Origin of the sequence: Bacillus paranthracis, assembly GCF_001883995.1 — a bacterium.
Lineage (GTDB): Bacteria > Bacillota > Bacilli > Bacillales > Bacillaceae_G > Bacillus_A > Bacillus_A paranthracis.
In genome coordinates this window covers 743,177-764,023 of record NZ_MACE01000049.1, presented here as the reverse complement: position 1 = coordinate 764,023, position 20,847 = coordinate 743,177, and the positions used below count along the sequence as shown (strand labels likewise).

General features: G+C 34.6%; 24 protein-coding genes. 22 read left to right on the top strand and 2 right to left on the bottom strand.

What is annotated here, in order from left to right:
- Positions 1-167: 167 nt before the first annotated feature.
- The 3 genes from BAQ46_RS20950 to BAQ46_RS20940 are packed head-to-tail and all read left to right on the top strand — an operon-like array spanning position 168 to position 3,923.
- Positions 168-1,808, top strand: a complete 1,641-nt coding sequence (locus tag BAQ46_RS20950) for a flagellar motor switch protein (RefSeq protein ID WP_001115024.1) — start codon at positions 168-170, stop codon at positions 1,806-1,808.
- A gap of 29 nt (positions 1,809-1,837) precedes the next feature.
- A complete protein-coding gene (locus BAQ46_RS20945) occupies positions 1,838-3,178 on the top strand; it encodes an Ig-like domain-containing protein (RefSeq protein ID WP_061131074.1) in 1,341 nt (446 codons plus the stop codon).
- Positions 3,179-3,206: 28 nt separating this feature from the next.
- Positions 3,207-3,923, top strand: coding sequence for a hypothetical protein (locus BAQ46_RS20940; protein WP_000403979.1), 717 nt, complete (start codon positions 3,207-3,209; stop codon positions 3,921-3,923).
- Positions 3,924-3,956: 33 nt separating this feature from the next.
- Here BAQ46_RS20940 and cheR read toward each other — a convergent pair whose 3' ends face one another.
- Together cheR and BAQ46_RS20930 are read right to left on the bottom strand one after the other, a co-directional pair.
- Positions 3,957-4,739: a protein-glutamate O-methyltransferase CheR gene (cheR, locus tag BAQ46_RS20935; protein ID WP_061131075.1), complete on the bottom strand. Its 783-nt coding sequence runs from the start codon at positions 4,737-4,739 to the stop codon at positions 3,957-3,959.
- Between the two features lie 39 nt (positions 4,740-4,778).
- On the bottom strand, positions 4,779-5,276 hold the full coding sequence (locus BAQ46_RS20930; RefSeq protein WP_001020098.1) for a hypothetical protein: 498 nt from the start codon (positions 5,274-5,276) through the stop codon (positions 4,779-4,781).
- Between the two features lie 143 nt (positions 5,277-5,419).
- On the opposite strand from BAQ46_RS20930, the gene BAQ46_RS20925 reads away from it, so the two are divergent.
- The 19 genes from BAQ46_RS20925 (at position 5,420) to BAQ46_RS20830 (ending at position 20,809) form a co-directional block, all read left to right on the top strand.
- Entirely contained in the window at positions 5,420-5,884 is a 465-nt protein-coding gene (locus BAQ46_RS20925) for a YaaR family protein (RefSeq protein ID WP_000946323.1), read from the top strand.
- Between the two features lie 16 nt (positions 5,885-5,900).
- Positions 5,901-6,353, top strand: coding sequence for a hypothetical protein (locus BAQ46_RS20920; protein WP_000275896.1), 453 nt, complete (start codon positions 5,901-5,903; stop codon positions 6,351-6,353).
- Positions 6,354-6,370: 17 nt separating this feature from the next.
- On the top strand, positions 6,371-7,669 hold the full coding sequence (gene flgK / locus BAQ46_RS20915; RefSeq protein ID WP_070172696.1) for a flagellar hook-associated protein FlgK: 1,299 nt from the start codon (positions 6,371-6,373) through the stop codon (positions 7,667-7,669).
- Positions 7,670-7,710: 41 nt separating this feature from the next.
- Complete coding sequence (locus BAQ46_RS20910; protein ID WP_071742676.1) at positions 7,711-8,574, top strand: flagellar hook-associated protein 3; 864 nt, start codon at positions 7,711-7,713, stop codon at positions 8,572-8,574.
- Between the two features lie 20 nt (positions 8,575-8,594).
- Positions 8,595-9,971: a flagellar hook-associated protein 2 gene (locus tag BAQ46_RS20905; protein WP_071742674.1), complete on the top strand. Its 1,377-nt coding sequence runs from the start codon at positions 8,595-8,597 to the stop codon at positions 9,969-9,971.
- 22 nt (positions 9,972-9,993) lie between these two features.
- The gene (locus BAQ46_RS20900; RefSeq protein WP_071742673.1) at positions 9,994-10,362 is read left to right on the top strand and encodes a flagellar export chaperone FliS; all 369 of its coding nucleotides are present in this window, start codon (positions 9,994-9,996) and stop codon (positions 10,360-10,362) included.
- Positions 10,352-10,624 carry a hypothetical protein gene (locus tag BAQ46_RS20895; protein WP_001058076.1) on the top strand — a complete coding sequence of 91 codons (273 nt, stop codon included), beginning with the start codon at positions 10,352-10,354 and terminating at the stop codon, positions 10,622-10,624. Before BAQ46_RS20900 ends, BAQ46_RS20895 begins: the two co-directional genes overlap by 11 nt.
- A 368-nt stretch (positions 10,625-10,992) precedes the next feature.
- The gene (flgB, locus tag BAQ46_RS20885; protein ID WP_001113108.1) at positions 10,993-11,400 is read left to right on the top strand and encodes a flagellar basal body rod protein FlgB; all 408 of its coding nucleotides are present in this window, start codon (positions 10,993-10,995) and stop codon (positions 11,398-11,400) included.
- A 20-nt stretch (positions 11,401-11,420) separates the two neighbouring features.
- Entirely contained in the window at positions 11,421-11,834 is a 414-nt protein-coding gene (gene flgC, locus BAQ46_RS20880; RefSeq protein WP_000484673.1) for a flagellar basal body rod protein FlgC, read from the top strand.
- 16 nt (positions 11,835-11,850) lie between these two features.
- Positions 11,851-12,150, top strand: coding sequence for a flagellar hook-basal body complex protein FliE (gene fliE, locus BAQ46_RS20875; RefSeq protein ID WP_000701688.1), 300 nt, complete (start codon positions 11,851-11,853; stop codon positions 12,148-12,150).
- Between the two features lie 22 nt (positions 12,151-12,172).
- A complete protein-coding gene (locus BAQ46_RS20870) occupies positions 12,173-13,747 on the top strand; it encodes a flagellar M-ring protein FliF C-terminal domain-containing protein (RefSeq protein ID WP_071742671.1) in 1,575 nt (524 codons plus the stop codon).
- A gap of 13 nt (positions 13,748-13,760) precedes the next feature.
- Positions 13,761-14,765, top strand: coding sequence for a flagellar motor switch protein FliG (locus BAQ46_RS20865; RefSeq protein ID WP_000883361.1), 1,005 nt, complete (start codon positions 13,761-13,763; stop codon positions 14,763-14,765).
- Complete coding sequence (locus BAQ46_RS20860) at positions 14,752-15,438, top strand: FliH/SctL family protein (RefSeq protein WP_000051722.1); 687 nt, start codon at positions 14,752-14,754, stop codon at positions 15,436-15,438. The genes BAQ46_RS20865 and BAQ46_RS20860 overlap by 14 nt, the downstream gene beginning before the upstream one ends.
- Positions 15,435-16,739, top strand: coding sequence for a flagellar protein export ATPase FliI (gene fliI, locus BAQ46_RS20855; protein WP_001080946.1), 1,305 nt, complete (start codon positions 15,435-15,437; stop codon positions 16,737-16,739). The genes BAQ46_RS20860 and fliI overlap by 4 nt, the downstream gene beginning before the upstream one ends.
- 116 nt (positions 16,740-16,855) lie before the next feature.
- Positions 16,856-17,266, top strand: a complete 411-nt coding sequence (locus BAQ46_RS20850) for a hypothetical protein (protein WP_033692809.1) — start codon at positions 16,856-16,858, stop codon at positions 17,264-17,266.
- Positions 17,267-17,276: 10 nt separating this feature from the next.
- Positions 17,277-18,467, top strand: a complete 1,191-nt coding sequence (fliK, locus tag BAQ46_RS20845; protein WP_071742702.1) for a flagellar hook-length control protein FliK — start codon at positions 17,277-17,279, stop codon at positions 18,465-18,467.
- A 3-nt stretch (positions 18,468-18,470) separates the two neighbouring features.
- Positions 18,471-19,058: a flagellar hook assembly protein FlgD gene (locus tag BAQ46_RS20840; RefSeq protein WP_071742670.1), complete on the top strand. Its 588-nt coding sequence runs from the start codon at positions 18,471-18,473 to the stop codon at positions 19,056-19,058.
- Between the two features lie 16 nt (positions 19,059-19,074).
- Entirely contained in the window at positions 19,075-20,424 is a 1,350-nt protein-coding gene (gene flgE / locus BAQ46_RS20835; protein ID WP_071742668.1) for a flagellar hook protein FlgE, read from the top strand.
- A gap of 49 nt (positions 20,425-20,473) precedes the next feature.
- Positions 20,474-20,809, top strand: a complete 336-nt coding sequence (locus BAQ46_RS20830; protein ID WP_071742666.1) for a DUF3964 family protein — start codon at positions 20,474-20,476, stop codon at positions 20,807-20,809.
- The last annotated feature ends 38 nt before the right edge of the window (positions 20,810-20,847 follow it).

The window sequence follows — 20,847 nt, the reverse complement described above, 5'->3', positions numbered from 1 at the left end:
TGAAGGAAAGCTCCCCACTTGTATACAATTGGGGAGCTTTTTGGTTAATCGTTACTAATCTGAAAATGGGAATAAATACATATTAACGTTTTATATAATAAGTTTGTTAAAATAAAATGAGAGTTTATATTATTTGATAGAAAAACAGAAATGAGGAGGCAGAGAAAATGCCTGAGCAACACACAAAAGGGGATACGAGCACAATTGTGCTAGAAAAAGAAAATGAGCATTTAACGCCTCAAGAATGCGATATTCTTGGCGAAATTGCAAATATATCATTTGGTTCAGCTTCGACTGTATTATCAACAATCTTAAATAGGCAAGTAAGCATTACTGCTCCTCGCATCGAATTGGTAGATTTATATGATTCAAGCGACGTCGAAGTTCCACACGTTGTACTAAATATTCATTTTACAAAAGGATTAGATATGGAAAACCTTCTTGTCCTTAAGCAAGATGTTGCATTATCCATTGCTGATTTAATGATGATGGGAACAGGTGAAGTGGAGGACGGAAAAGAACTTGGTGAATTAGAGCTAAGTGCTGTACAAGAAGCGATGAATCAAATGATGGGGTTCGCAGCTACATCTATGTCTGAATTCTTCCAAGATACAGTAGATATGTCTCCGCCGACAATTAAAGTTGTAAAGCTATCAGAAGAAATGGAGAAAATCTCGGAAATCGATGGAAATCAAACGATTGTTAAAGTATCGTTTGATTTAAAAATAGATAATCTTGTAAACTCTAAACTTGTGCAAATTGTTTCAGTTGAACATGCGAAACAAATGATAAATAAATTAATGCAATTATCTGGTGGAGTAGAAGAGCAAGACGAGCCAGCAGAAGTAGTGGAAACTGAGATTGTAGAAGAACAAGTTGAAAAAGAACATTTAACGCAAGAAGAGAAAGATGTCCTTGGTGAAATTGCAAATATTTCAATTGGTTCCGCTTCAACAGTATTGTCAACGCTTTTAAATCAGCCAGTTTCAATTAGTACACCGAATGTAGAAGCGATCAATGTTCGTCATTATGATGGAGTACCAGTCCCGTTTGTTATTTTAAATGTTGATTTTGTTGAAGGACTAAAGAATGAGAATGTATTCGTATTTACGAAAGATGTAGCTTTAACAATGGTAGATTTAATGATGATGGGGACAGGGGAAGTTGATTCTGAGAAAGAACTTAGTGAATTAGAACTGAGCGGTATTAAAGAAATCATGAACCAAATGATGGGGCATGCTGCAACGGCGATGTCAGAAATGTTTCAAGAAAAAATGGACATGACGCCACCAAATGTTAAATTTGTAACTTTAAAAGAAGAAATGGAATATTTGGGAGAGTCAATGGAAGTGGACGAACTCGTTCAAATTACGTTCAACCTTGAAATTGGCGACCTGCTTCAATCAAAAATGTATCAAATTTTACCGATTTCAGAAGCGAAAGAAATGGTAAGAAGACTTCTATATCCAATGGTGGAAGAAGAAGAGATTGTTACGGAAGAAATTGAAGAAGAAAAAGTTGTAGAACCTGTTGTGCAACCTATTGAATTTAAAGAAGTAAAACAGATGGAACCAGTATACATGGACACATCCATCTTACAAAATGTAGAAATGAACGTGAAATTTGTATTTGGAAGCACAGTGAAAACCATTCAAGATATTTTAAGTTTACAAGAGAATGAAGCGGTTGTACTAGATGAAGATATTGACGAACCAATTCGTATTTATGTAAATGATGTATTGGTGGCGTATGGTGAACTTGTAAATGTAGATGGATTTTTCGGAGTAAAAGTGACGAAATCGCTATAAGTCGTTGAAATAGGAGTTTGAGCTAGTAGATGAAAAACGTAAAGTTTTTTCTAATGAGCTGGTTATGCATACATGTGTGCTTGCTCTTCCCGCTACAAAGTAAGGCGGAAGAGCAAAATGTGCCAGAACAAAATATAAATGAAGTGAATGTGCAAGAAGAGAATAAGGAAGTTCAAGAACAGCTAGAACAAGTGGAAATGAAGCAAGATAAAGAGGAACAACAAGAAGTAAAGAATGAACAAGTAACCGAAAAGAAGATAGAGACGGATCAAGGGGTTATTACAGTAAATAAGCCGGAATTAAAAGTTGGCGAAGAAGTGCTGGTTACTATAGAGCCGAAAGAGAAAAATGTTCAAAGTATAAAAGGTATTTTGCGCTTGCCAAAAAACGGCGATCAGTATGAACAAGAAAGAATGCTATCGTTTAAGTATGAAGAGGAAACGAAGCGATGGATTGCTAACTACAAGGTCGAGACTTTTGATTTGCAAGGTGATTGGAACCTTCAGCTCATTCAAAGTTTAAAAGAAAATGAGAAAGAAGAGCTCTTAGAAAATGAAGTGAAAGTCCCTCTGATTCGTATAAATAATGAAGTACCAACACTAGATAAAGAGTTACCGAAGTTACATAAAGTTACGATTGATGAGACGAAGGGAAACGTAATTGAACGGAAACAAGGCGATTCTATACATGTACGAGTGAAGGCAACAGACGTAGAATCAGCCGTGAAAGAAGTTCGTGTTACATTAAAAGGAAAAGAAAATAAAGAGATTACATTTTTGTTAGATTACAATAAGCGCGATATGGAATGGCAAAAAGTATTTGAAATAACGGATGCGTTGCCAAGTGGGACATACGAACTACTTGTAGAGGTAGTAGATGCGGCTGGAAATAAACTGATTGAAGCAAGTGAGTATGTCGTTTCTGTTTTGGAGCAAAAAACAGAAGAGGATAAAAAGATAGAAGAACGAGAAGATAAATTAGAAGATAAGAAAGAAACAGAGAAGCAGGAAGACTCGAAAGTAGAAATCCCGCTTCAGGAAGAAAAACCGCCAGTTGTTCAAATTCCGAAAAAAGAAGAGAAAGTAAACGATCTTATAAATGAACCATTGAAAGAGAAAGAAAAAATTACTTATGTTATAAAGGAGCCTCTCACAGACAACAAGGAAGTAAATAAAGCGACGGCTCAAAAAGATAAAGATAATAAAAATAACAATCAAGTCATTTCGAAAAAGAAAGAGAAAAAAGAAGAGCCAGCAGACAAGAAAGAAGCTGAAAGTGACCAAGGAATACAAGCTTCTAGTGTATTTGCTATCATGTCAGGTTTATTCGTATTGTTTTTAGTGTTAAAGAGTAATAAAGAATGGGGCTAATAATTTCATAGTAGTGGAGGGTGCTTAGATGGAGATTAAACGTACGACAATTGAAAATAAGACGCTACAACCATTAAAACAGCCTGCAGCTATTTCAGAACATGAAATCCAGAAAGAACGAAAGCATAGTAATCTAGTGTTTACTGGTCAGTCTAAAATTATTTCGAAGAATAATGAAATAGGGATTTTACTTGCGAGTTTAGGCGATGGAAAGGTTATGAAGGAAATGCTTTCTAAAGAGATGGATACAGTATTACAACTCTTTAAGAAGTTACATACATTATCTGGAGAAGGAAAGCAAACAGAAAAAATATTTGAACAAGTAATGAAAAGCTTGCAAGGACTTGTGAAGCAGGCGCATATAAAAGAGCTTCCTTTGTTAGATGGGACGTATGATTTTGCTGAAGTACAACTATCATTTGGTAGAAAGGTACATATTCCGTTACTAGATGTAAGTGCACTCCTTTCTAGAGTGGAAAGTGATTCTTCAGAAGGAAATATAAATTTAATGGTAACGGTTATTACTGCTTATATAACGAAATTGTCTAACGAAACCATTTTAATTAGCGTTACAGATCGCACTGCTAAAGAGCGGGATGTAAGCGTATGGAGAGCACTTGCAGAAATGAATATGACACAATTATCACAGGCGTTAAAACAAACGATGCAAGAACATAAATGGTCTATGACGTTTCTTTTTCTCTTTGCATGGATTGTTGCTATTATTTTAATTCGAGTTATATAAAGAGGTCGTCACTTTACGTTGTGACGACCTCTTTTATATTTTTTCGTAGAAGAATGTATCGAAGCGCTGAAGATTATAACGTTCAGGTGTTAAAATTTGTTCAGTACTACCAACAAATAATACGCCGCCTTTTCGTAAAGCGCGACTAAACTTTTCATAAAGTTTTACCCTTGCTTCTTCAGTAAAGTATATCATTACGTTGCGACAAATGATTAAATCGTAATTTGTATCGAACGACTGCATTAATAGGTCATGCTGCTTGAACGTCACGTTTTGCTTAATGTTTTGATGTAATGAATATATATCATTTTCTTTTGTGAAATGACGCTCTTTCAAATCAGTAGGTAATTCTTTTAAAGAACGTTCTGTATATTGACCGCGTTTTGCAGTTTCTAAAATGTAAAAATCAAGATCTGTTGCTTGTATTTCAAAACGATATGGAGCTAGGTGCTTCGATAAAATTAAAGAGAGTGTATATGGTTCTTCACCGGCAGCACAAGCGGCGCTCCATACTTTTAATTTTCCGTTATTTTGTTCGAGTAATTTTGGTAGTGCTTTCGTCTCTAACGTTTGCCAACGTTCTTTATTTCTAAAAAACTCTGAAACGTTAATTGTAATATAGTCAATAAAACTTAAAAATAACTTTTGATCGGTACGTAAATTGCTTAGAAAACTAGTGTAGTTCTCAAAGCCCTTTCTCGAAATAAAAGCATCGATTCTACGACGCATTCTATCTTGTTTATATGAAGCGATATCCATATTGAATTGTTGTTTAAAACTCGCGATAAAATGATCATAATCTTGTTCAATTATCATATTTATAATAGGCACAATAACGATATTGTGCCTCCCCCTTTACATCATACGGATTTTTTGTTCAAAGTTTTTTTTCATCTGTTTTTCATGTAAACCTGGTAAATCATAAATAACAGCATCAATTCCTGCTTCTTTTGCAACGTCAACGGGAATGACAGATGTATGTTTGTCCCCATTATAAAAACAGAGAACTAAATCGGTATCTTCGATTATTTGTTTTACAAAAAACATATAATCTGATCGGTAAATGGAGTCGGAAGGATGATCAAAAGCGACATACTCGGCTCCGTGTTTTTTTAAGTAATCAACGACCTCTTGAAATTCATCTGTTAATGCTTGTAACGGCTGTAGCGTGTAAAGGCATAAATTTTGAGCGAGTCTTTCGTTTTCGATGAAAAAACGAAGAACCTCATTTTCAATAGATTTATAACATAATATGTAAATTTTATGTTTGTGAGCATAGTCAGTTAAAAATTTTTTTATTTCTTCCTGATCTAATGCTGTTAATTGATTTGAACCACAAAGAAAAATATTCATAGATTTGTGCCACCTCATGCTAAATTGTAACATATCTTTTATAAAAAATAACTGCAAAATATTAGTGTTCAGAGTATAATTATAAATAACTGGATTTTACGATTAAGTTTAGGAAGAAATAAAAAAATAAATAGGTGATATATATGCTGCGTTCGATCTCGCATAATCCAATTTTATCGCATATACCGCCTGCTACTCAAATGCCGAAAGAAGCAAATGTCAGGACAGGACTTGCATTTTCGGATAATTTGCATGCAGATCCGAAAAAAGATAAATTGTTAGAACAAATGGAAGCATTTGTCGATAACATTGGAGAAATTAAAGAGAAAATTGAAATGGAATTAACGCTTGATAATGTAATGGAATACAAAAATACAGTAAAATCATTTTTGAATTTTTACGTAGATAATGTATTGCAATATAAAGATGTCATGTCGCGTCATCCACGTTATGGCTATTCACAGAAAATGACGATTGTGAAACAGGCGGAAATGGGATTAAATGAGTTAGAAGATGTTATGAATTTAATTAATACGAAAACGGGACATTTAGAAATGTTAAATCAGATTGGAGAAATCCACGGTTTAATTGTAAATTTAGTCTTGTAAAAGGGAAGGAAACGATATGTACATACAATTATATGAAAAGCTCGTTATTATTCAAAAAGCATATGAAAACATTCAAACGCTTGGAGAACAAATATATGAGAATTTGAAACATAAAAATGTAAATGCAGTTCAAAAATTGCAAGTAGAGCAATTGCAGTACATAGATGGTTTAAAAGGATTATCAAGCTCGTTTGAAGAAATGGTTATTCAGTTTTGTAAAGAAAAGGGAATTGAACCGTTTCGCGTAAGTGCATTATTTTCGCATTTTTCTAACGAAGAAATTGAAAAAATGGAAGAATTACAAAAAAATGTAGCTGAATTAGAAGAGAATGTAAAAATGATTCTTTTGAAAAATCAATATTACTTAAACGTACTATTAAAAACTACAGAAAGTATTGTGGATTCTGTTTCTGAATATAATTTAGAGCGAAACAATAATTCACAAATCTTTATGAACGAACTATTGTAAAGGGGAAGTGAAAGATTATGAGATTATCTGATTATAATACGCCGCTATCGGGTTTGTTAGCGGCACAAATGGGATTACAAACGACGAAACAAAATTTATCTAACATTCATACGCCTGGTTATGTGCGTCAAATGGCGAATTACGGATCGGCTGGAGCAAGTCATGGCTATTCACCGGAACAAAAAATAGGTTATGGCGTACAAACGTTAGGTGTTGACCGTATTACAGATGAAGTGAAGACAAAACAGTTTAACGATCAATTATCTCAACTCTCTTACTATAACTACATGAATTCGACTTTATCACGTGTAGAATCTATGGCTGGAACGACAGGAAAGAATTCATTATCTAGTTTAATGGATGGCTTCTTTAATGCTTTTCGTGAAGTGGCAAAAAATCCAGAACAACCAAACTACTACGATACATTAATTTCTGAAACTGGAAAGTTTACAAGTCAAGTAAATCGTCTTGCGAAAAATTTAGATTCAGTGGAATTGCAGACGACTGAAGATATTGAAGCGCATGTTAATGAATTTAATCGTCTTGCTACTAATTTAGCGGAGGCAAATAAAAAAATTGGAGAAGCAGGTACACAAGTACCGAATCAACTTTTAGATGAACGTGACCGTATCATTACAGAAATGTCTAAGTATGCAAATATAGAAGTATCTTATGAATCTATGAATCCTAATATCGCGAGTGTTAGAATGAATGGTGCTTTAACGGTAAATGGGCAAGATGCATACCCTCTTCAATTAAATAAAGAAAAAGAACCAATGTCAGTTGAGATTTATGGTTCGGAAATTCCCTTAGCTAGTGGAGCAATCCAATCAGCGATCGATACGAAAGCGAAGATTGCTAGTTATAAGAAAAATCTTGAAGAATTAATGAGTTCTGTAAAGAATGAAGTGAACACAGTAATGGGGAAAGAGTTCTTCGTTGGAGATCAAGCGAAAGATATGAAATTAAACCCTGAATTTGCAAAAGATATTTCGAAAATGAAAATATCAGCTGAAACAGCAAATAAACTAGCAGCAATTACAGAAGGAGATTATAAAGAAGGGCTTTCATATAAACAAGCATTAGACCAATTCATAGTTGGTATTGCATCTGATAAAAGTGCAGTAAATGCTTATCAAAAAATTCATGGGGATTTATTAGAGGGGATTCAGCAAGAAAAGATGAGTGTGGAAGGCGTTAATATGGAAGAGGAAATGGTTAATTTAATGGCTTTTCAAAAATACTTCGTCGCAAACTCTAAAGCTATGACGACGATGAATGAAGTGTTTGATAGCCTGTTTTCAATTATTCGATAGGTGATAGTAATTGACTAGAAATATAAAAGGAGGAGATAGAAATGAGAGTATCTACATTTCAAAATGCAAGTTGGGCAAAGAATCAGTTAATGGATTTAAATGTGCAACAGCAGTACCACCGAAATCAAGTAACTTCAGGGAAGAAAAACCTTCTTATGAGTGAAGATCCACTTGCAGCAAGTAAATCATTTGCGATTCAACATTCATTGGCGAATATTGAACAGATGCAGAAAGATATAGCTGATTCGAAAAATGTATTAACACAAACTGAAAATACTTTACAAGGTGTTTTAAAATCTGTAACAAGAGCAGATCAATTAATGGTGCAGGCATTAAGTGAGCAAAATGGTGAAAAAGAATTAAAGGCTATCGGTGCAGAGATAGATCAAATTTTAAAACAGGTCGTATATTTAGCGAATACGAAAGAGCAAGGTCGTTATATTTTTGGTGGTGATAGTGCGGAAAAACCACCATTTACAGAAGATGGTACGTATCAAGGTGGACCAGATGATGTGAACTGGCAACTAAATGACGGTTATGAATTAAAAGCATTTCGTAACGGCGAAGCACTATTATCCCCTGTTATAAAAACGTTAAAACAGATGAGTGAAGCGATGCAAAAGGGTGACCAAAAAGCATTACAGCCGTTATTAGGAGAGAATAAGAAAAATTTAGACGGTATCATTAATCGTACAACTGAAGTTGGTTCGACAATGAATACAATGGAGACGTTTAAAACAATTTTAAGTGAACAAAATTTAGCGCTTCAAGAAAACCGTAAAGAAATTGAGGATGTTGACTTAGCGGTAGCAATTTCTGATTTAGCTTATATAAACGCAACGTATGAAGCGACGCTTAAAGCGGTTAGTACGATGAGTAAAACGAGTATTTTAGACTACATGTAATCTATAAGGAGTGAGAAATTATGGCAGGAACATTAACGGGTATCGGTGGTAGACAACAAATATGGAACCTCGGAAATAATATGATCGATACATCTAACTTTGTAGAATTAGAAATGCAAGCGTTAGAAATGAGAAAGACGCCCTATGCTAATGAAAAGAACCAACTTTCACAAGATAAACTATTATATACAAGTTTAAAATCAGAATTTAGCTCTTTTACGCAAAGTTTTAAAAACTTAGCGGCTTTTAAAGGAAATGAGAAAAAGGTAACAACATCACAAGACGGTTATATTAATGTAAAAGCTGATGGTGGCGCGATCGCTGGAACTTTTAATATGACGATTACACAGCTTGCGCAGCGTCATCAAATAGCTTCTAAAGAAATTGATGTAGATGCAAAGCTTAATAGAGATGAAACATTAAAACTAGGTGGTAAAGAATTAAAAGTAACATCTGATATGACATATAAAGATTTAATTAATAAAATTAATGATGGAGATTACGGCGTATCAGCTTATACACTTGGGAATAAAATTTTCATGACCTCAAAAAAAGAGGGAGAAGATGGAGTAATTAATTTTAAGGACAATACATCAACATTGTTTCAAGATATAGGGTTAGCTAGTAAGGATGGCGTAGCGGTTAATGTAATTAATGAAGCGCAAAATGCTGAATATACGATTAATGGTATTAAAGGTAAAAGTTCTACCAATACAGTTGAAGCTCTTCCAGGTGTGAAAATTGAATTATTGAAAGTAACTGAGCCGAAAGTAGAAGGAACACCAGATGCAGGTACAACAACAGAACCAAAAGCAAAAGGGATAGATCTAAAATTCACAGTAAGTGACTCAAACGTAACAGACGCAGCAAATGTTATTAAAAAAATGGTTGCGGATTATAATAAAGCTGTTTCTACAGTAGATATCTTTGCTGGAAAAGGCGGGGCGTTCCAAGGCCAAGCTATTATGCAAAGTGTGCGTCAAGCTATGAACAATGTTGTAACTTTTTCACAAGATGGTAATTACTTATTCTCATTTGGTATTCAATTAAAACAAGATGGAACGATGGAAGTTAATGATGAAGCATTAACGAAAGCGTTAAAAGAAAAACCGGATGCAGCGAAGCAATTTTTCTTTAGTTCTAACGGTTTAGGAAAAATGATGGAAGAGCCACTTGATAAGTTATTTGGTGATAAAGGTGTAGTCGGAGAGAGAGTAAAAAGCATTGACTCACGTGTAAGTGATTTAGATAAAAAGATTAAAGATATTGAGACGCAAAACTTGCAAAAACAAGATGAAATTGTGAAGAAGTATCAAAAACTAGAGAGTACATTAGCGGCGCTAGATAGCCAATTAAAAACAATTAAAGCAATGACAAAACAAAAAAGTGATGATTAATGAAAGGTAAGGAAGTGATTGTATGCAAGCATGGCAACGTTATATGCAAAATGATATTATGACGAGTAATCCGATTAAAAATACAATTTTTATTTATGAAAGATGTATTGTAGAGTTTCGTAATTTAGAAGAACTGTTACATGCTTTTAAACTACAAGAAGGAGATGCACTTCTTGAAAAGTTAGAACGTATTTTTGAAGAATTGAAGCTTCAATTAAATCCTGAAATTACGAAGGATTTATATGATAGTTTATATGGCTTATATGATTGGATTAGCACTCAAATTCAAACAATGAAAGTAACGCGTGAAGCAAAAGACATTGATGCGATTGTGAAAGTGTTACAAGATTTAATAGACGGTTACCGCGGAGCACTTGAAAATGAACAATGATATTTATCGGACGTTTGTCGGCTGTTTTAATGAAATCGGTGAATTGCAAGTGTCAGATGAAGAGTTTGCTGAGAAGAGTGAAATGTTAAATCGCTGGATGATGACATTGGATGAGGAAACGCGTGCGCAAGTTGCAGCAGAAGTAAGTCCATTCATTATTAAGGCGGCACAGCATATTCGAGATAAGCAAAAGATTTTGGAAGAAATGATTATGACAAATGATGGGCGCATGAAAGCTAATTCATTTTACGGTAAATTTTAGTGATAGAGTATAGAAACGGATTCCCCTTTTAAGAGGGGATCCATTCCTTTATTTAAATAAAGATTTCCGCTGATTGAGGTTTCATTTTATGACTGTAATGAAAAATAGTAGTAATCTAAATAATGTGAAAATGAACTTTAGTTTGTAAATCATAGATTGAAATGTTTCATAGATTATTGCGTGTATACAGTTTTTTTGTATTCTTTTTTATATTTTTGTATTTTTCTAAAGACAACAATGGAAAAATGGAATAAAATATGTAAGGGTACATGATTGTTAATATTTTAATAAACACATATAAGAAAATAAATAATGAAGTGAAACTTCCATCAGTGGATTATTAAGTTAAAAAAGAAAGGGTGTGGAATATGCCAGATTTAGTGAGTGATGTAAGCCATTATATGAATTATTTAGTGACGAAACGAAATACTGTTTCTAGTAATATTGCAAATGCGAATACACCCGGCTATAAAGCGCAGGATGTAACATTTGCTGAGCAAATGAATAAAAGTAGTGCATTATATAAGAACAATGCTGCAGACTTAAAGAGCAATCCAGATTTATATCAAACGAATGAAATGCACTTACCGACAGTAAATACGAAAAATACATATGCAAAGATTCAAACAAAATCAATGCAAACGAATAAAGATGGAAATAGTGTAGATGTAACGACAGAAATGCTCGATTTAATGAAAGCAAATCAGTTATATGGTATTTCAATTAACGCGATTAATACACAATATGCAATTAACCAAGCGGCACGCGGACGTTAAAAGTAGAAGGAGAGACAACGATGTTTCAGGCAATTAATGCAAGTGGCTCAGGACTAACGACAGCGAGAAAGTGGATGGAAGTTACTTCAAATAATATTGTAAATGCAAATACAACGGCGGCTCCGGGGGCAGATTTATATGAGCGTCGTAGTGTAGTGCTAGAATCAAACAATAGTTTTGCAAATATGTTAGATGGGTCTCCTACTAATGGGGTAAAAATAAAAAGTATTGAAGCAGATAAAACTGAAAACTTAGTGTATGACCCAACACATCCGCATGCAAATGAAGAAGGATATGTACGTTATCCAAATATTGATGTGACTGCTGAAATGACGAATGTAATGGTTGCCCAAAAAATGTACGAAGCAAATACAAGTGTATTAAATGCGAATAAAAAAATGCTTGATAAAGATTTAGAAATTGGCCGAGGATAAGGGGGAATATAGTAATATGAAAATCCAACCGATGTTAAATACGCAACCATTTGGTGTGGTTCAGCAAATTGGTGCACCAAAAACTTCTCAAACATCAGTAGTTGAGGGGAAAAAGTTTATCGATTTATTGGAAGATATGAATCAAACACAAAACAATGCGCAAACAGCAGTATATGATTTACTAACTAAAGGGGTAGGAGAAACGCATGACGTTTTAATTCAGCAGAAGAAGGCTGAGTCTCAAATGAAGACGGCTGCTCTCGTACGTGATAATCTTATTGAAAATTATAAGTCACTAATTAATATGCAAATTTAGGAAAGTGGACGGGTGTGTTTAAATGGAAAAGATGAAAAATGTTATCCAATCGTTAAAAACGTGGCATAAGTTAGTAATCGGTGCTGCGCTTTTAGCGATTGTAACAGGAGCACTTTTATACTTCACCTTGCCAGATAAATATGTTGTTGTATATCAAAATTTAAATGATGCAGATAAGCAAGAGATTACAGCAGAATTATCAAAGCTAGGTGTCGATTATCAGTTAGCGGCCGATGGATCGATTCGTGTGCAAAAAAATGATGCTCCATGGGTGCGAAAAGAAATGAATGGGATGGGCTTACCTTTTAATTCTAAAAGCGGTGAGGAAATTTTATTAGAAAGCTCGCTCGGTTCAAGTGAGCAAGATAAAAAAATAAAGCAAATTGTCGGTACGAAAAAGCAATTGGAGCAAGATATTGTAAGAAACTTTGCGACAGTTGAAACGGCGAATGTTCAAATTACATTACCTGAAAAAGAGACAATTTTTGATGAAGAAAAAGCAAAAGGAACAGCTGCGATTACTGTTGGGGTAAAACGTGGACAATTATTAACTGCTGATCAAGTTGCAGGTATACAGCAAATGATTAGTGCAGCAGTTCCTGGGGTGAAAGCAGAAGAAGTAAGTGTGATTGATAGTAAAAAAGGTGTCATCTCAAAAGGGGCAGATGAAGCGCATTCTACTAGTTCCTCTTCTTATGAAAAAGAAGTAGAGATGCAGCATCAAATTGAAGGTAAATTAAAGCAAGATATTGATGCAACGTTAATGACGATGTTTAAACCGAATGAATATAAAGTGAATACGAAAGTATCTGTAAACTATGATGAAGTTACACGTCAGTCAGAAAAGTATGGTGATAAAGGTGTACTTCGTAGTAAACAAGAGCAAGAAGAAAGCTCTACTGCACAAGAAGGTGCAGAGACGAAGCAAGGTGCTGGTATTACAGCGAACGGCGAAGTACCAAACTATGGTACGAACAATAATCAAAATGGTAAAATCGTCTACGATAATAAAAATGGTAACAAAATTGAAAACTATGAAATAGATAAAACAGTTGAAACAATTAAGAAACACCCAGAATTAACGAAAACAAATGTTGTAGTATGGGTAGACAACGATACGTTAGTAAAACGAAAAATAGATATGACTACTTTCAAAGAAGCAATCGGCACAGCTGCTGGGCTTCAAGCTGATCCGAATGGAAACTTTACAAACGGTCAAGTTAACGTTGTAACTGTTCAGTTTGATCAGCCGAAAGAAGAGAAGAAGAAAGAACCAGAAGAAAGCGGTATAAACTGGTGGTTATTCGGTGGAATTCCAGCTGGTTTATTAGCGATTGGTGGTCTAGTATGGTTCTTCTTAGCAAGACGTAAGAGAAAGAAAGAAGAAGAGGAATATGAAGAATACTTAGCAGAAGAGGAAATTGCTGCAAGTAATGAAAGTATTATGGAAATTCCTGAAGAGAAAATAGTACCAGAGCCAAAACTAGAACCAGAAGAACCGAAAGAACCGACGTTAGATGAACAAGTGCAGGATGCTACGAAAGAACATGTAGAAGGAACTGCAAAAGTAATTAAAAAATGGTTAAATGGACAGTAAGGGAGGAACAACGATGTTAGATGAAATCTCCTCCAAAGAAAAAGCTGCCATCCTTATTCGTACATTAGAAGAAGGGGTGGCAGCAAAAGTCATTGAATATATGACGGCTGAGGAAAAAGAAGTATTACTTCGTGAAATCGCGAAGTTTCGTGTATATAAACCGGAAACGTTAGAAAATGTACTAGGGGAGTTCTTGTATGAATTAAATGTAAAAGAATTAAACCTAGTGACTCCAGATAAAGAATATATTCGTCGCATATTTAAAAATATGCCAGAAGACGAACTAGAAAAATTATTAGAAGATCTTTGGTATAACAAAGATAATCCGTTTGAATTCTTAAATTCACTTACAGATTTAGAACCACTTCTTACTGTACTTAATGATGAATCGCCACAAACGATTGCGATTATCGCTTCTTATATTAAACCGCAGCTTGCTTCTCAATTAATTGAGAGATTACCAGATCATAAGCGAGTAGAAACGGTAATGGGGATTGCGAAGCTAGAGCAAGTTGATGGTGAATTAATAAATCAAATTGGGGATTTATTAAAATCAAAATTAAATAATATGGCATTTAATGCAATTAATAAAACAGATGGCTTGAAAACAATAGTAAACATTTTAAATAATGTTTCACGAGGTGTTGAAAAAACAGTCTTTCAAAAGCTGGATGAAATGGATTATGAGTTATCTGAGAAAATTAAAGAAAACATGTTTGTATTTGAAGACTTACTCGGACTTGAAGATCTTGCACTTCGTCGTGTGTTAGAGGAAATTACAGATAACGGTGTTATTGCGAAAGCACTTAAAATTGCAAAAGAAGAAATTAAAGAGAAATTATTTACATGTATGTCTTCAAACCGTAAAGAGATGATTCTAGAAGAATTAGATGGCTTAGGACCGCTTAAGATGACGGATGCTGAAAAGGCACAGCAAACGATTACAGGCACAGTGAAAAAGCTAGAGAAGGAAGGAAGAATTATCGTTCAAAGAGGTGAAGATGATGTCCTTATTTAAAAACAGAATTCCGAAGAATTCTGTTTCTTTTTCTGAAGAAACGTATGAATTACAATTTCCAAAACCGATACCAGTTCAAGTAGAAGAAGAAATACAGGTAGACCATGAAGAGCTTCTTGCACAGCAACAATCATTACATACTGAACTGAATCAACTAAGGCAAGAACAACAAATGTTAGAACGAGAGCGTCAACAGTTATTACATGATCAAGAACAATTTCAAATACATGTACAGCAGCAGATGAAAGAGATAGAATCCGCACGTATACAGTTTCAAAAAGAACAACAAGAAACAGCGTACGAATGGACGGAATTATTATGGGATCAATCTTTTCAACTAGCAGAAAAAATTGTGAATCAAGCAGTAGATGCTAGATTGCTTGATGTGTTGCCTATTTTAACTGGCATCGTGCAAACATTGCCTACTTCGTTTGAAAAACTAGTTATTACCGTACATCCAGAAACATTTGAACGTATTCAAGAAGAGAAGGAAAATACGAAAGAATATTGGTTACTACAATTAGTAGAATGGAAATATGATTTCTCCTTACAGTTCGGTGAATTTGTTCTTGAAGAAGAGAAAGAGTTCTTTGAATTTAAGTTTGCACCTATATTTGCGAAACTTCGCCAGAAATGGGAAGAAGAGAAGTTATTTGAGGAGCAAAACGTATGAATCGACTATTAATGAATGAAAACCAAAAATGGAATACGTTTATTGAAACACCGTTTTATACGAAAGTCGGTAAAGTTCATAGTGTACAAGAACAGTTTTTCGTAGCGAAAGGGCCAAAGGCGAAAATTGGAGATGTTTGTTTCGTTGGAGAACATAATGTTTTATGTGAAGTGATTGCGATTGAAAAAGAGAACAACATGTTACTCCCGTTTGAACAGACAGAAAAAGTATGTTACGGAGATTCAGTTACACTAATTGCAGAAGATGTTGTTATACCTCGTGGCAATCATTTACTCGGAAAAGTGTTAAGTGCAAATGGCGAAGTACTAAATGAGGATGCAGAGAATATTCCACTACAAAAAATAAAACTAGATGCCCCGCCTATTCATGCATTTGAACGTGAAGAAATTACCGATGTATTTGAAACGGGAATCAAATCTATTGATTCCATGCTAACAATTGGCATCGGTCAAAAGATTGGTATTTTTGCAGGTTCTGGTGTTGGTAAATCTACTTTACTCGGAATGATTGCGAAAAACGCAAAAGCTGACATTAATGTTATTAGTTTAGTAGGAGAACGTGGCCGAGAAGTAAAAGACTTTATTCGAAAAGAATTAGGTGAAGAAGGAATGCGAAAAAGCGTCGTTGTTGTAGCGACGTCAGATGAAAGTCACCTAATGCAACTTCGTGCAGCGAAGCTTGCGACATCTATTGCTGAATATTTCCGTGATCAAGGTAATAACGTACTACTTATGATGGACTCTGTTACTCGTTTTGCTGACGCGCGTAGAAGTGTTGATATTGCCGTTAAAGAGTTGCCGATTGGTGGTAAAACACTCTTAATGGAAAGTTATATGAAGAAGTTATTAGAGCGCTCTGGGAAAACACAAAAGGGATCCATAACAGGTATTTATACCGTACTCGTTGATGGGGATGATTTAAACGGACCTGTACCAGATTTAGCACGTGGTATTTTAGATGGACATATTGTATTAAAGCGTGAACTTGCAACGCTCAGTCATTACCCTGCTATTTCAGTGCTAGATTCAGTAAGTAGGATTATGGAAGAAATCGTGTCGCCAAATCACTGGCAACTTGCAAATGAAATGAGAAAAATCTTATCTGTTTATAAAGAAAATGAATTGTATTTTAAATTAGGGACGATTCAAGAAAATGCAGAAAATGCTTATATTTTTGAATGTAAAAACAAAGTAGAAGGTATAAATACGTTTTTAAAACAAGGTCGATCAGATCGTTTCCAATTTGATGATATTGTTGAAGCGATGCACCATATCGTATAAGACCTCTGCTCAAGAGGTCTTATTTTTTTGTTTTTTAATATTTCACAGATTTTTTTGGAAAAAAACTATATAATAGAAAAAGAGAGCGTTATAATAGGAAGGGGCTATTAAAACAGGTGGATAAGCAGCAGTATGACACGATAAAATTGCAAATAAATCAAGAAAAAGAACAGATTTTGAAAGAAGTGTATGAATTAACAGCTGAAAAAAGAAAAATAGAACAAAAAAAAGAATATGATTTATATGTAGTAAAATCGCGTAGTAAAGTCGTACAAACTGGGCAGCGTATAATGGCTGGTATGCTTTCCTCACATACGTTTTCACCTGAAAGAATAGAAGAATGGAATCGAAAAATAAAAAAAACAGAAGGTTTTATTCAAAAAAATGAAAGCCTTTTAGAGCAAGTAAAAGAAAAAGAACGTGTCATTGATGAGATGTATCAAGAAGATTGTAAGAAGCTTGCAAAAGTACGAGAAAAGCAGGAAGAAAAAATGCTTCTTGATTTGAAAATGTGTATGAATGGATGAGGTGAATGTAGTGATACAGTCTGTATTACCGGTGCAACAAAGTTTACCTCCGCAAAAAGAAAAAGGGCTAGAAGTACAATCAAAAAGTGAAGATTCTTCATTCGATCGTACGATGAGAATGGAAAATAAAAAGCAGCCGAAAACGGAGAAAATGAAACGAGAAGAAGCACCAAAAGAAGAAAAAAAAGAATATATTCTTTCTAAACAATCAGTAACGAAAGAAGAGCCAATTGTAAAGAAAGAAGAAAAAAAAGAGACAGAACAGTTGTTGTTAGCTGTATCTGAGCAAATGGTTGCAATTGAGCAATTACGTGTGCAGCCAGAATTGTTATATCAATACATACAAAAAATACAAGAGCTATATAAGGAATATGGAAATATAAAACTTAACGAATTACCTGCAGCTGAATTACAACAATTACAAGAGCTTCTTTCCAATATGAATATCAAAAATGCTATATGTTTAGAAGATACAATGCAAACGGTATTAGATAAAGTGACGATGCCAGAGCAAACGATGCAAGTATTGAAAGTGGTAGAAACAGAAACTTGTAATATTGCAAAGAAACAGGAAGAACCGAAAAACGCGGAATTTCTAAAAAAGGAAAATGATGAGGAGATATTAAAGAGAGCCTTAGATTTAGAAAAAAATTCAGCAAAGGATTCGGCTAAAGGTTCTGAAAAAGTTCAAGCAAAAGAATTAGTTCAAAACGAAGAAACGCTTATAGCGAATGACTCAGAGATACATGGAGCTGAATTATTTCAAAAAATAGTGGGGAGTGAACCAGTAGCAAAACAAAATGGAATGACTGAGAAAGTGACATTACCTGACTTAGGGAAGAAAATGGAAGCGCAAGTAGAAGCACTGCAAAAGTTTGTAGTGAAACAAGAGCGTGTTTTATTCCAGCTCAATCCAGAAAAACTTGGTACATTAACTGTGCTTATGAAAAAACATGGAGATCAAATTGATGTCCATGTAGAAATGGAAAAGCACGATGCGAAAAAACGTGTTGAAATGATTTTTGATGAATTGAGACTAAAGTTAAAAGAAAAAGAAATCAATATTCAAATTAGTTATTCAGATAAAGATGAAAATCGTAAAGAACAGCGAGAACAAGAGCAAAGGCACAAACAAAAATTAGCAAGTAAGAAACACGAGAAACAACATGCAAAAGAATTTGCGGGATTATTGGAGGGATAAAGCGTGCCAACAGTTGGATTGAATACAACGAGTACAAATCATATTCCGTTGCAAGCAGGAGCGCAAACAAAGAACGCGGCTGTTAACGGTGGTGTACAATCGCCAGTTCAAAAAGCGAACGGGGTATCAACGGGTACTCAAAACACACCTGGTATTATGAATAAAGATGATTTTTTAAAGCTGTTTTTAGCCAGTTTTCAACAGCAGGATCCGTTTAATGCGATGGATACAAACCAAATGATGAATCAAACGGCTCAACTGTCCCTTATGGAACAAGTACAGAATATGACAAAAGCTGTTGATAAGCTTCAAACAACGATGTATTCGACAGCCCTTGATGGAGGGATGAAGTTTTTAGGAAAGTATGTTAGAGGTGTTAACGACAAGGGAGAAAAAGTATTTGGTCAAGTGGAAACAGTACGACTTGCTGAAAATAATGATGTCCAACTTATTGTTGGTAACCAAGTTGTCTCAACCCGCTTCGTAGAAAGAGTATCAGATAAACCGATAACTGAAACAAATCCAGAAGATGAGAAAAAAGAAAATACAGAAACGGCTGGAGAAACTGAGGAAGTTAAAGAAAATAAATAAGGAGTGTACATAAGTTATGATTAAAGCGTTATATACAAGTATTACAGGAATGAGTGCAACACAAAATGCATTAAGTGTTACTTCAAATAATATTGCGAATGCGCAAACAGCAGGATATAAGAAGCAAAAAGCTATTTTTGATGATTTACTATATAATAATACAGTTGGTTCACGCGGTGATGGTTCTTATGCGGGTACGAATCCAAAGAGTGTTGGTAATGGTTTGAAATTTAGTGGTACAGCTACAGATTTTAGTGATGGTTCTATTACTTTAACCGGTGAGAAGATGGAAACAGCAATAGAAGGAAATGGTTTGTTTATAGTTGGGGATCGTAATGGAGGAAATATAGAGTATACTAGAAAAGGTTCTTTCGGTGCATCTGCTGACAATTTTATAACGGCTACAGGTGGACAGTATGTATTAGGCTATGGTGTAAAACCAGGTACACAAGAAATAGATTTTTCATCGCAACCAAGTGCAATAAAACTTCCTATTGGTTCGGCCATAGGAGGAAGTGTAACTGATAAGGCAACACTAGCTGGGAATTTATCTAGAAATCAATCAAATCTATCAACAGATTTTACAATTTATGATGATGAAGGAAATTCAATCACATTACGTTTAGATATTAAACAGGTTACAAGAAAAGAGCCTGTTGGAGATGGTAAAGGCGATGGAGATGGCGAAAAGACAGTTGATGTACCTGTTCCAGGAGAATATACATATACATTTTCTATGAGAAATGATTCTCAAAATGAAAAAGAATTTAAGCCTGTTAATGGGGAAGACGGTACACCTTTAACGAAAAATATTAAATTTGATAAAACTGGTAAATTAGAAAAGCTTGACGAAGATGTGCAACGTAATCCTAATACAGGAGAGGTTACACAAGGTGGGACTATAAAGATTCCATTTGCTAATAAAGACCTAGAGTTGAATTTAGGTGGTTTAACAAATTATCCAACAGGAAAAACACTTACAGCAACAAATGTAGCGGGACGCCCAGCAGCAATTGCAAATGATTATTCTATTTCAGACGGTGGTTTCGTTATGATGAGGTATTCAGATGGTAGTATGAAAGTTGTAGGACAATTAGCAGTGGCTACATTCCCGAACACAGGTGGGTTAATGAAATCAGGAAATGGTAATTACATTGCAACACCATCGTCAGGTATTCCAGCAATTGGAGTTGCAGGTGAGAATGGTGCCGGTAACGTACGTGGTGGAGCGAAGGAAAGTTCAAACGTTGACTTATCTGTAGAATTCGTTGACTTAATGTTGTATCAACGTGGATTCCAAGGAAATGCGAAAGTAATTAAAGTGTCAGATGAAGTATTAAATGAAGTAGTAAACTTAATTCGATAATATATAATACAGAAAAATTGTAATGTAGTAGAAAGGGTTTTTTATTCGTATGACAAGACAAGAGCGGATTTTACAATTGCCTTTTTTCGAAAATAAACGTGAACTTGCTGAGCAAGTGTTAAAAATGGAACGAGAAGAGCATGTATATTTACCTGATCAATTTGAAATTAAGCAAGTACCTCCATATTCATTTGGCGAAAAGCAATCAATCATTGGCCGTATTCATGAGTTTTATTTCGTAAGTGTTGGTAGTGAAGGAGAATGGAAGTATCAACTGTTTAAGGACGAGATGAAGTGCCGTGAGTTTTTTATTACATTATCAGGGATAACGGATCAGCAGATTGCATTTTGGTTCAATAACATCGAGTTGTTGAAAAGCTCTTAAAAAGATTTAAAAAGACCTTAAAAGCTCTTTTTAGGGTT

Bases quoted from the DNA above. Each gene is read 5' to 3' on its own strand.
- BAQ46_RS20905 (WP_071742674.1), top strand. From the start codon at position 8,595: ATGGCAGGAACATTAACGGGTATCGGTGGTAGACAACAAATATGGAAC.
- BAQ46_RS20930 (WP_001020098.1), bottom strand. From the start codon at position 5,276: ATGAATATTTTTCTTTGTGGTTCAAATCAATTAACAGCATTAGATCAG.
- fliI (WP_001080946.1), top strand. From the start codon at position 15,435: ATGAATCGACTATTAATGAATGAAAACCAAAAATGGAATACGTTTATT.
- BAQ46_RS20920 (WP_000275896.1), top strand. From the start codon at position 5,901: ATGTACATACAATTATATGAAAAGCTCGTTATTATTCAAAAAGCATAT.
- flgE (WP_071742668.1), top strand. From the start codon at position 19,075: ATGATTAAAGCGTTATATACAAGTATTACAGGAATGAGTGCAACACAA.
- fliE (WP_000701688.1), top strand. From the start codon at position 11,851: ATGAAAATCCAACCGATGTTAAATACGCAACCATTTGGTGTGGTTCAG.
- flgK (WP_070172696.1), top strand. From the start codon at position 6,371: ATGAGATTATCTGATTATAATACGCCGCTATCGGGTTTGTTAGCGGCA.
- BAQ46_RS20925 (WP_000946323.1), top strand. From the start codon at position 5,420: ATGCTGCGTTCGATCTCGCATAATCCAATTTTATCGCATATACCGCCT.
- BAQ46_RS20870 (WP_071742671.1), top strand. From the start codon at position 12,173: ATGGAAAAGATGAAAAATGTTATCCAATCGTTAAAAACGTGGCATAAG.
- BAQ46_RS20945 (WP_061131074.1), top strand. From the start codon at position 1,838: ATGAAAAACGTAAAGTTTTTTCTAATGAGCTGGTTATGCATACATGTG.
- BAQ46_RS20950 (WP_001115024.1), top strand. From the start codon at position 168: ATGCCTGAGCAACACACAAAAGGGGATACGAGCACAATTGTGCTAGAA.
- BAQ46_RS20910 (WP_071742676.1), top strand. From the start codon at position 7,711: ATGAGAGTATCTACATTTCAAAATGCAAGTTGGGCAAAGAATCAGTTA.
- cheR (WP_061131075.1), bottom strand. From the start codon at position 4,739: ATGATAATTGAACAAGATTATGATCATTTTATCGCGAGTTTTAAACAA.
- BAQ46_RS20895 (WP_001058076.1), top strand. From the start codon at position 10,352: ATGAACAATGATATTTATCGGACGTTTGTCGGCTGTTTTAATGAAATC.
- BAQ46_RS20860 (WP_000051722.1), top strand. From the start codon at position 14,752: ATGTCCTTATTTAAAAACAGAATTCCGAAGAATTCTGTTTCTTTTTCT.
- flgC (WP_000484673.1), top strand. From the start codon at position 11,421: ATGTTTCAGGCAATTAATGCAAGTGGCTCAGGACTAACGACAGCGAGA.
- BAQ46_RS20865 (WP_000883361.1), top strand. From the start codon at position 13,761: ATGTTAGATGAAATCTCCTCCAAAGAAAAAGCTGCCATCCTTATTCGT.
- BAQ46_RS20830 (WP_071742666.1), top strand. From the start codon at position 20,474: ATGACAAGACAAGAGCGGATTTTACAATTGCCTTTTTTCGAAAATAAA.
- flgB (WP_001113108.1), top strand. From the start codon at position 10,993: ATGCCAGATTTAGTGAGTGATGTAAGCCATTATATGAATTATTTAGTG.
- BAQ46_RS20940 (WP_000403979.1), top strand. From the start codon at position 3,207: ATGGAGATTAAACGTACGACAATTGAAAATAAGACGCTACAACCATTA.
- BAQ46_RS20900 (WP_071742673.1), top strand. From the start codon at position 9,994: ATGCAAGCATGGCAACGTTATATGCAAAATGATATTATGACGAGTAAT.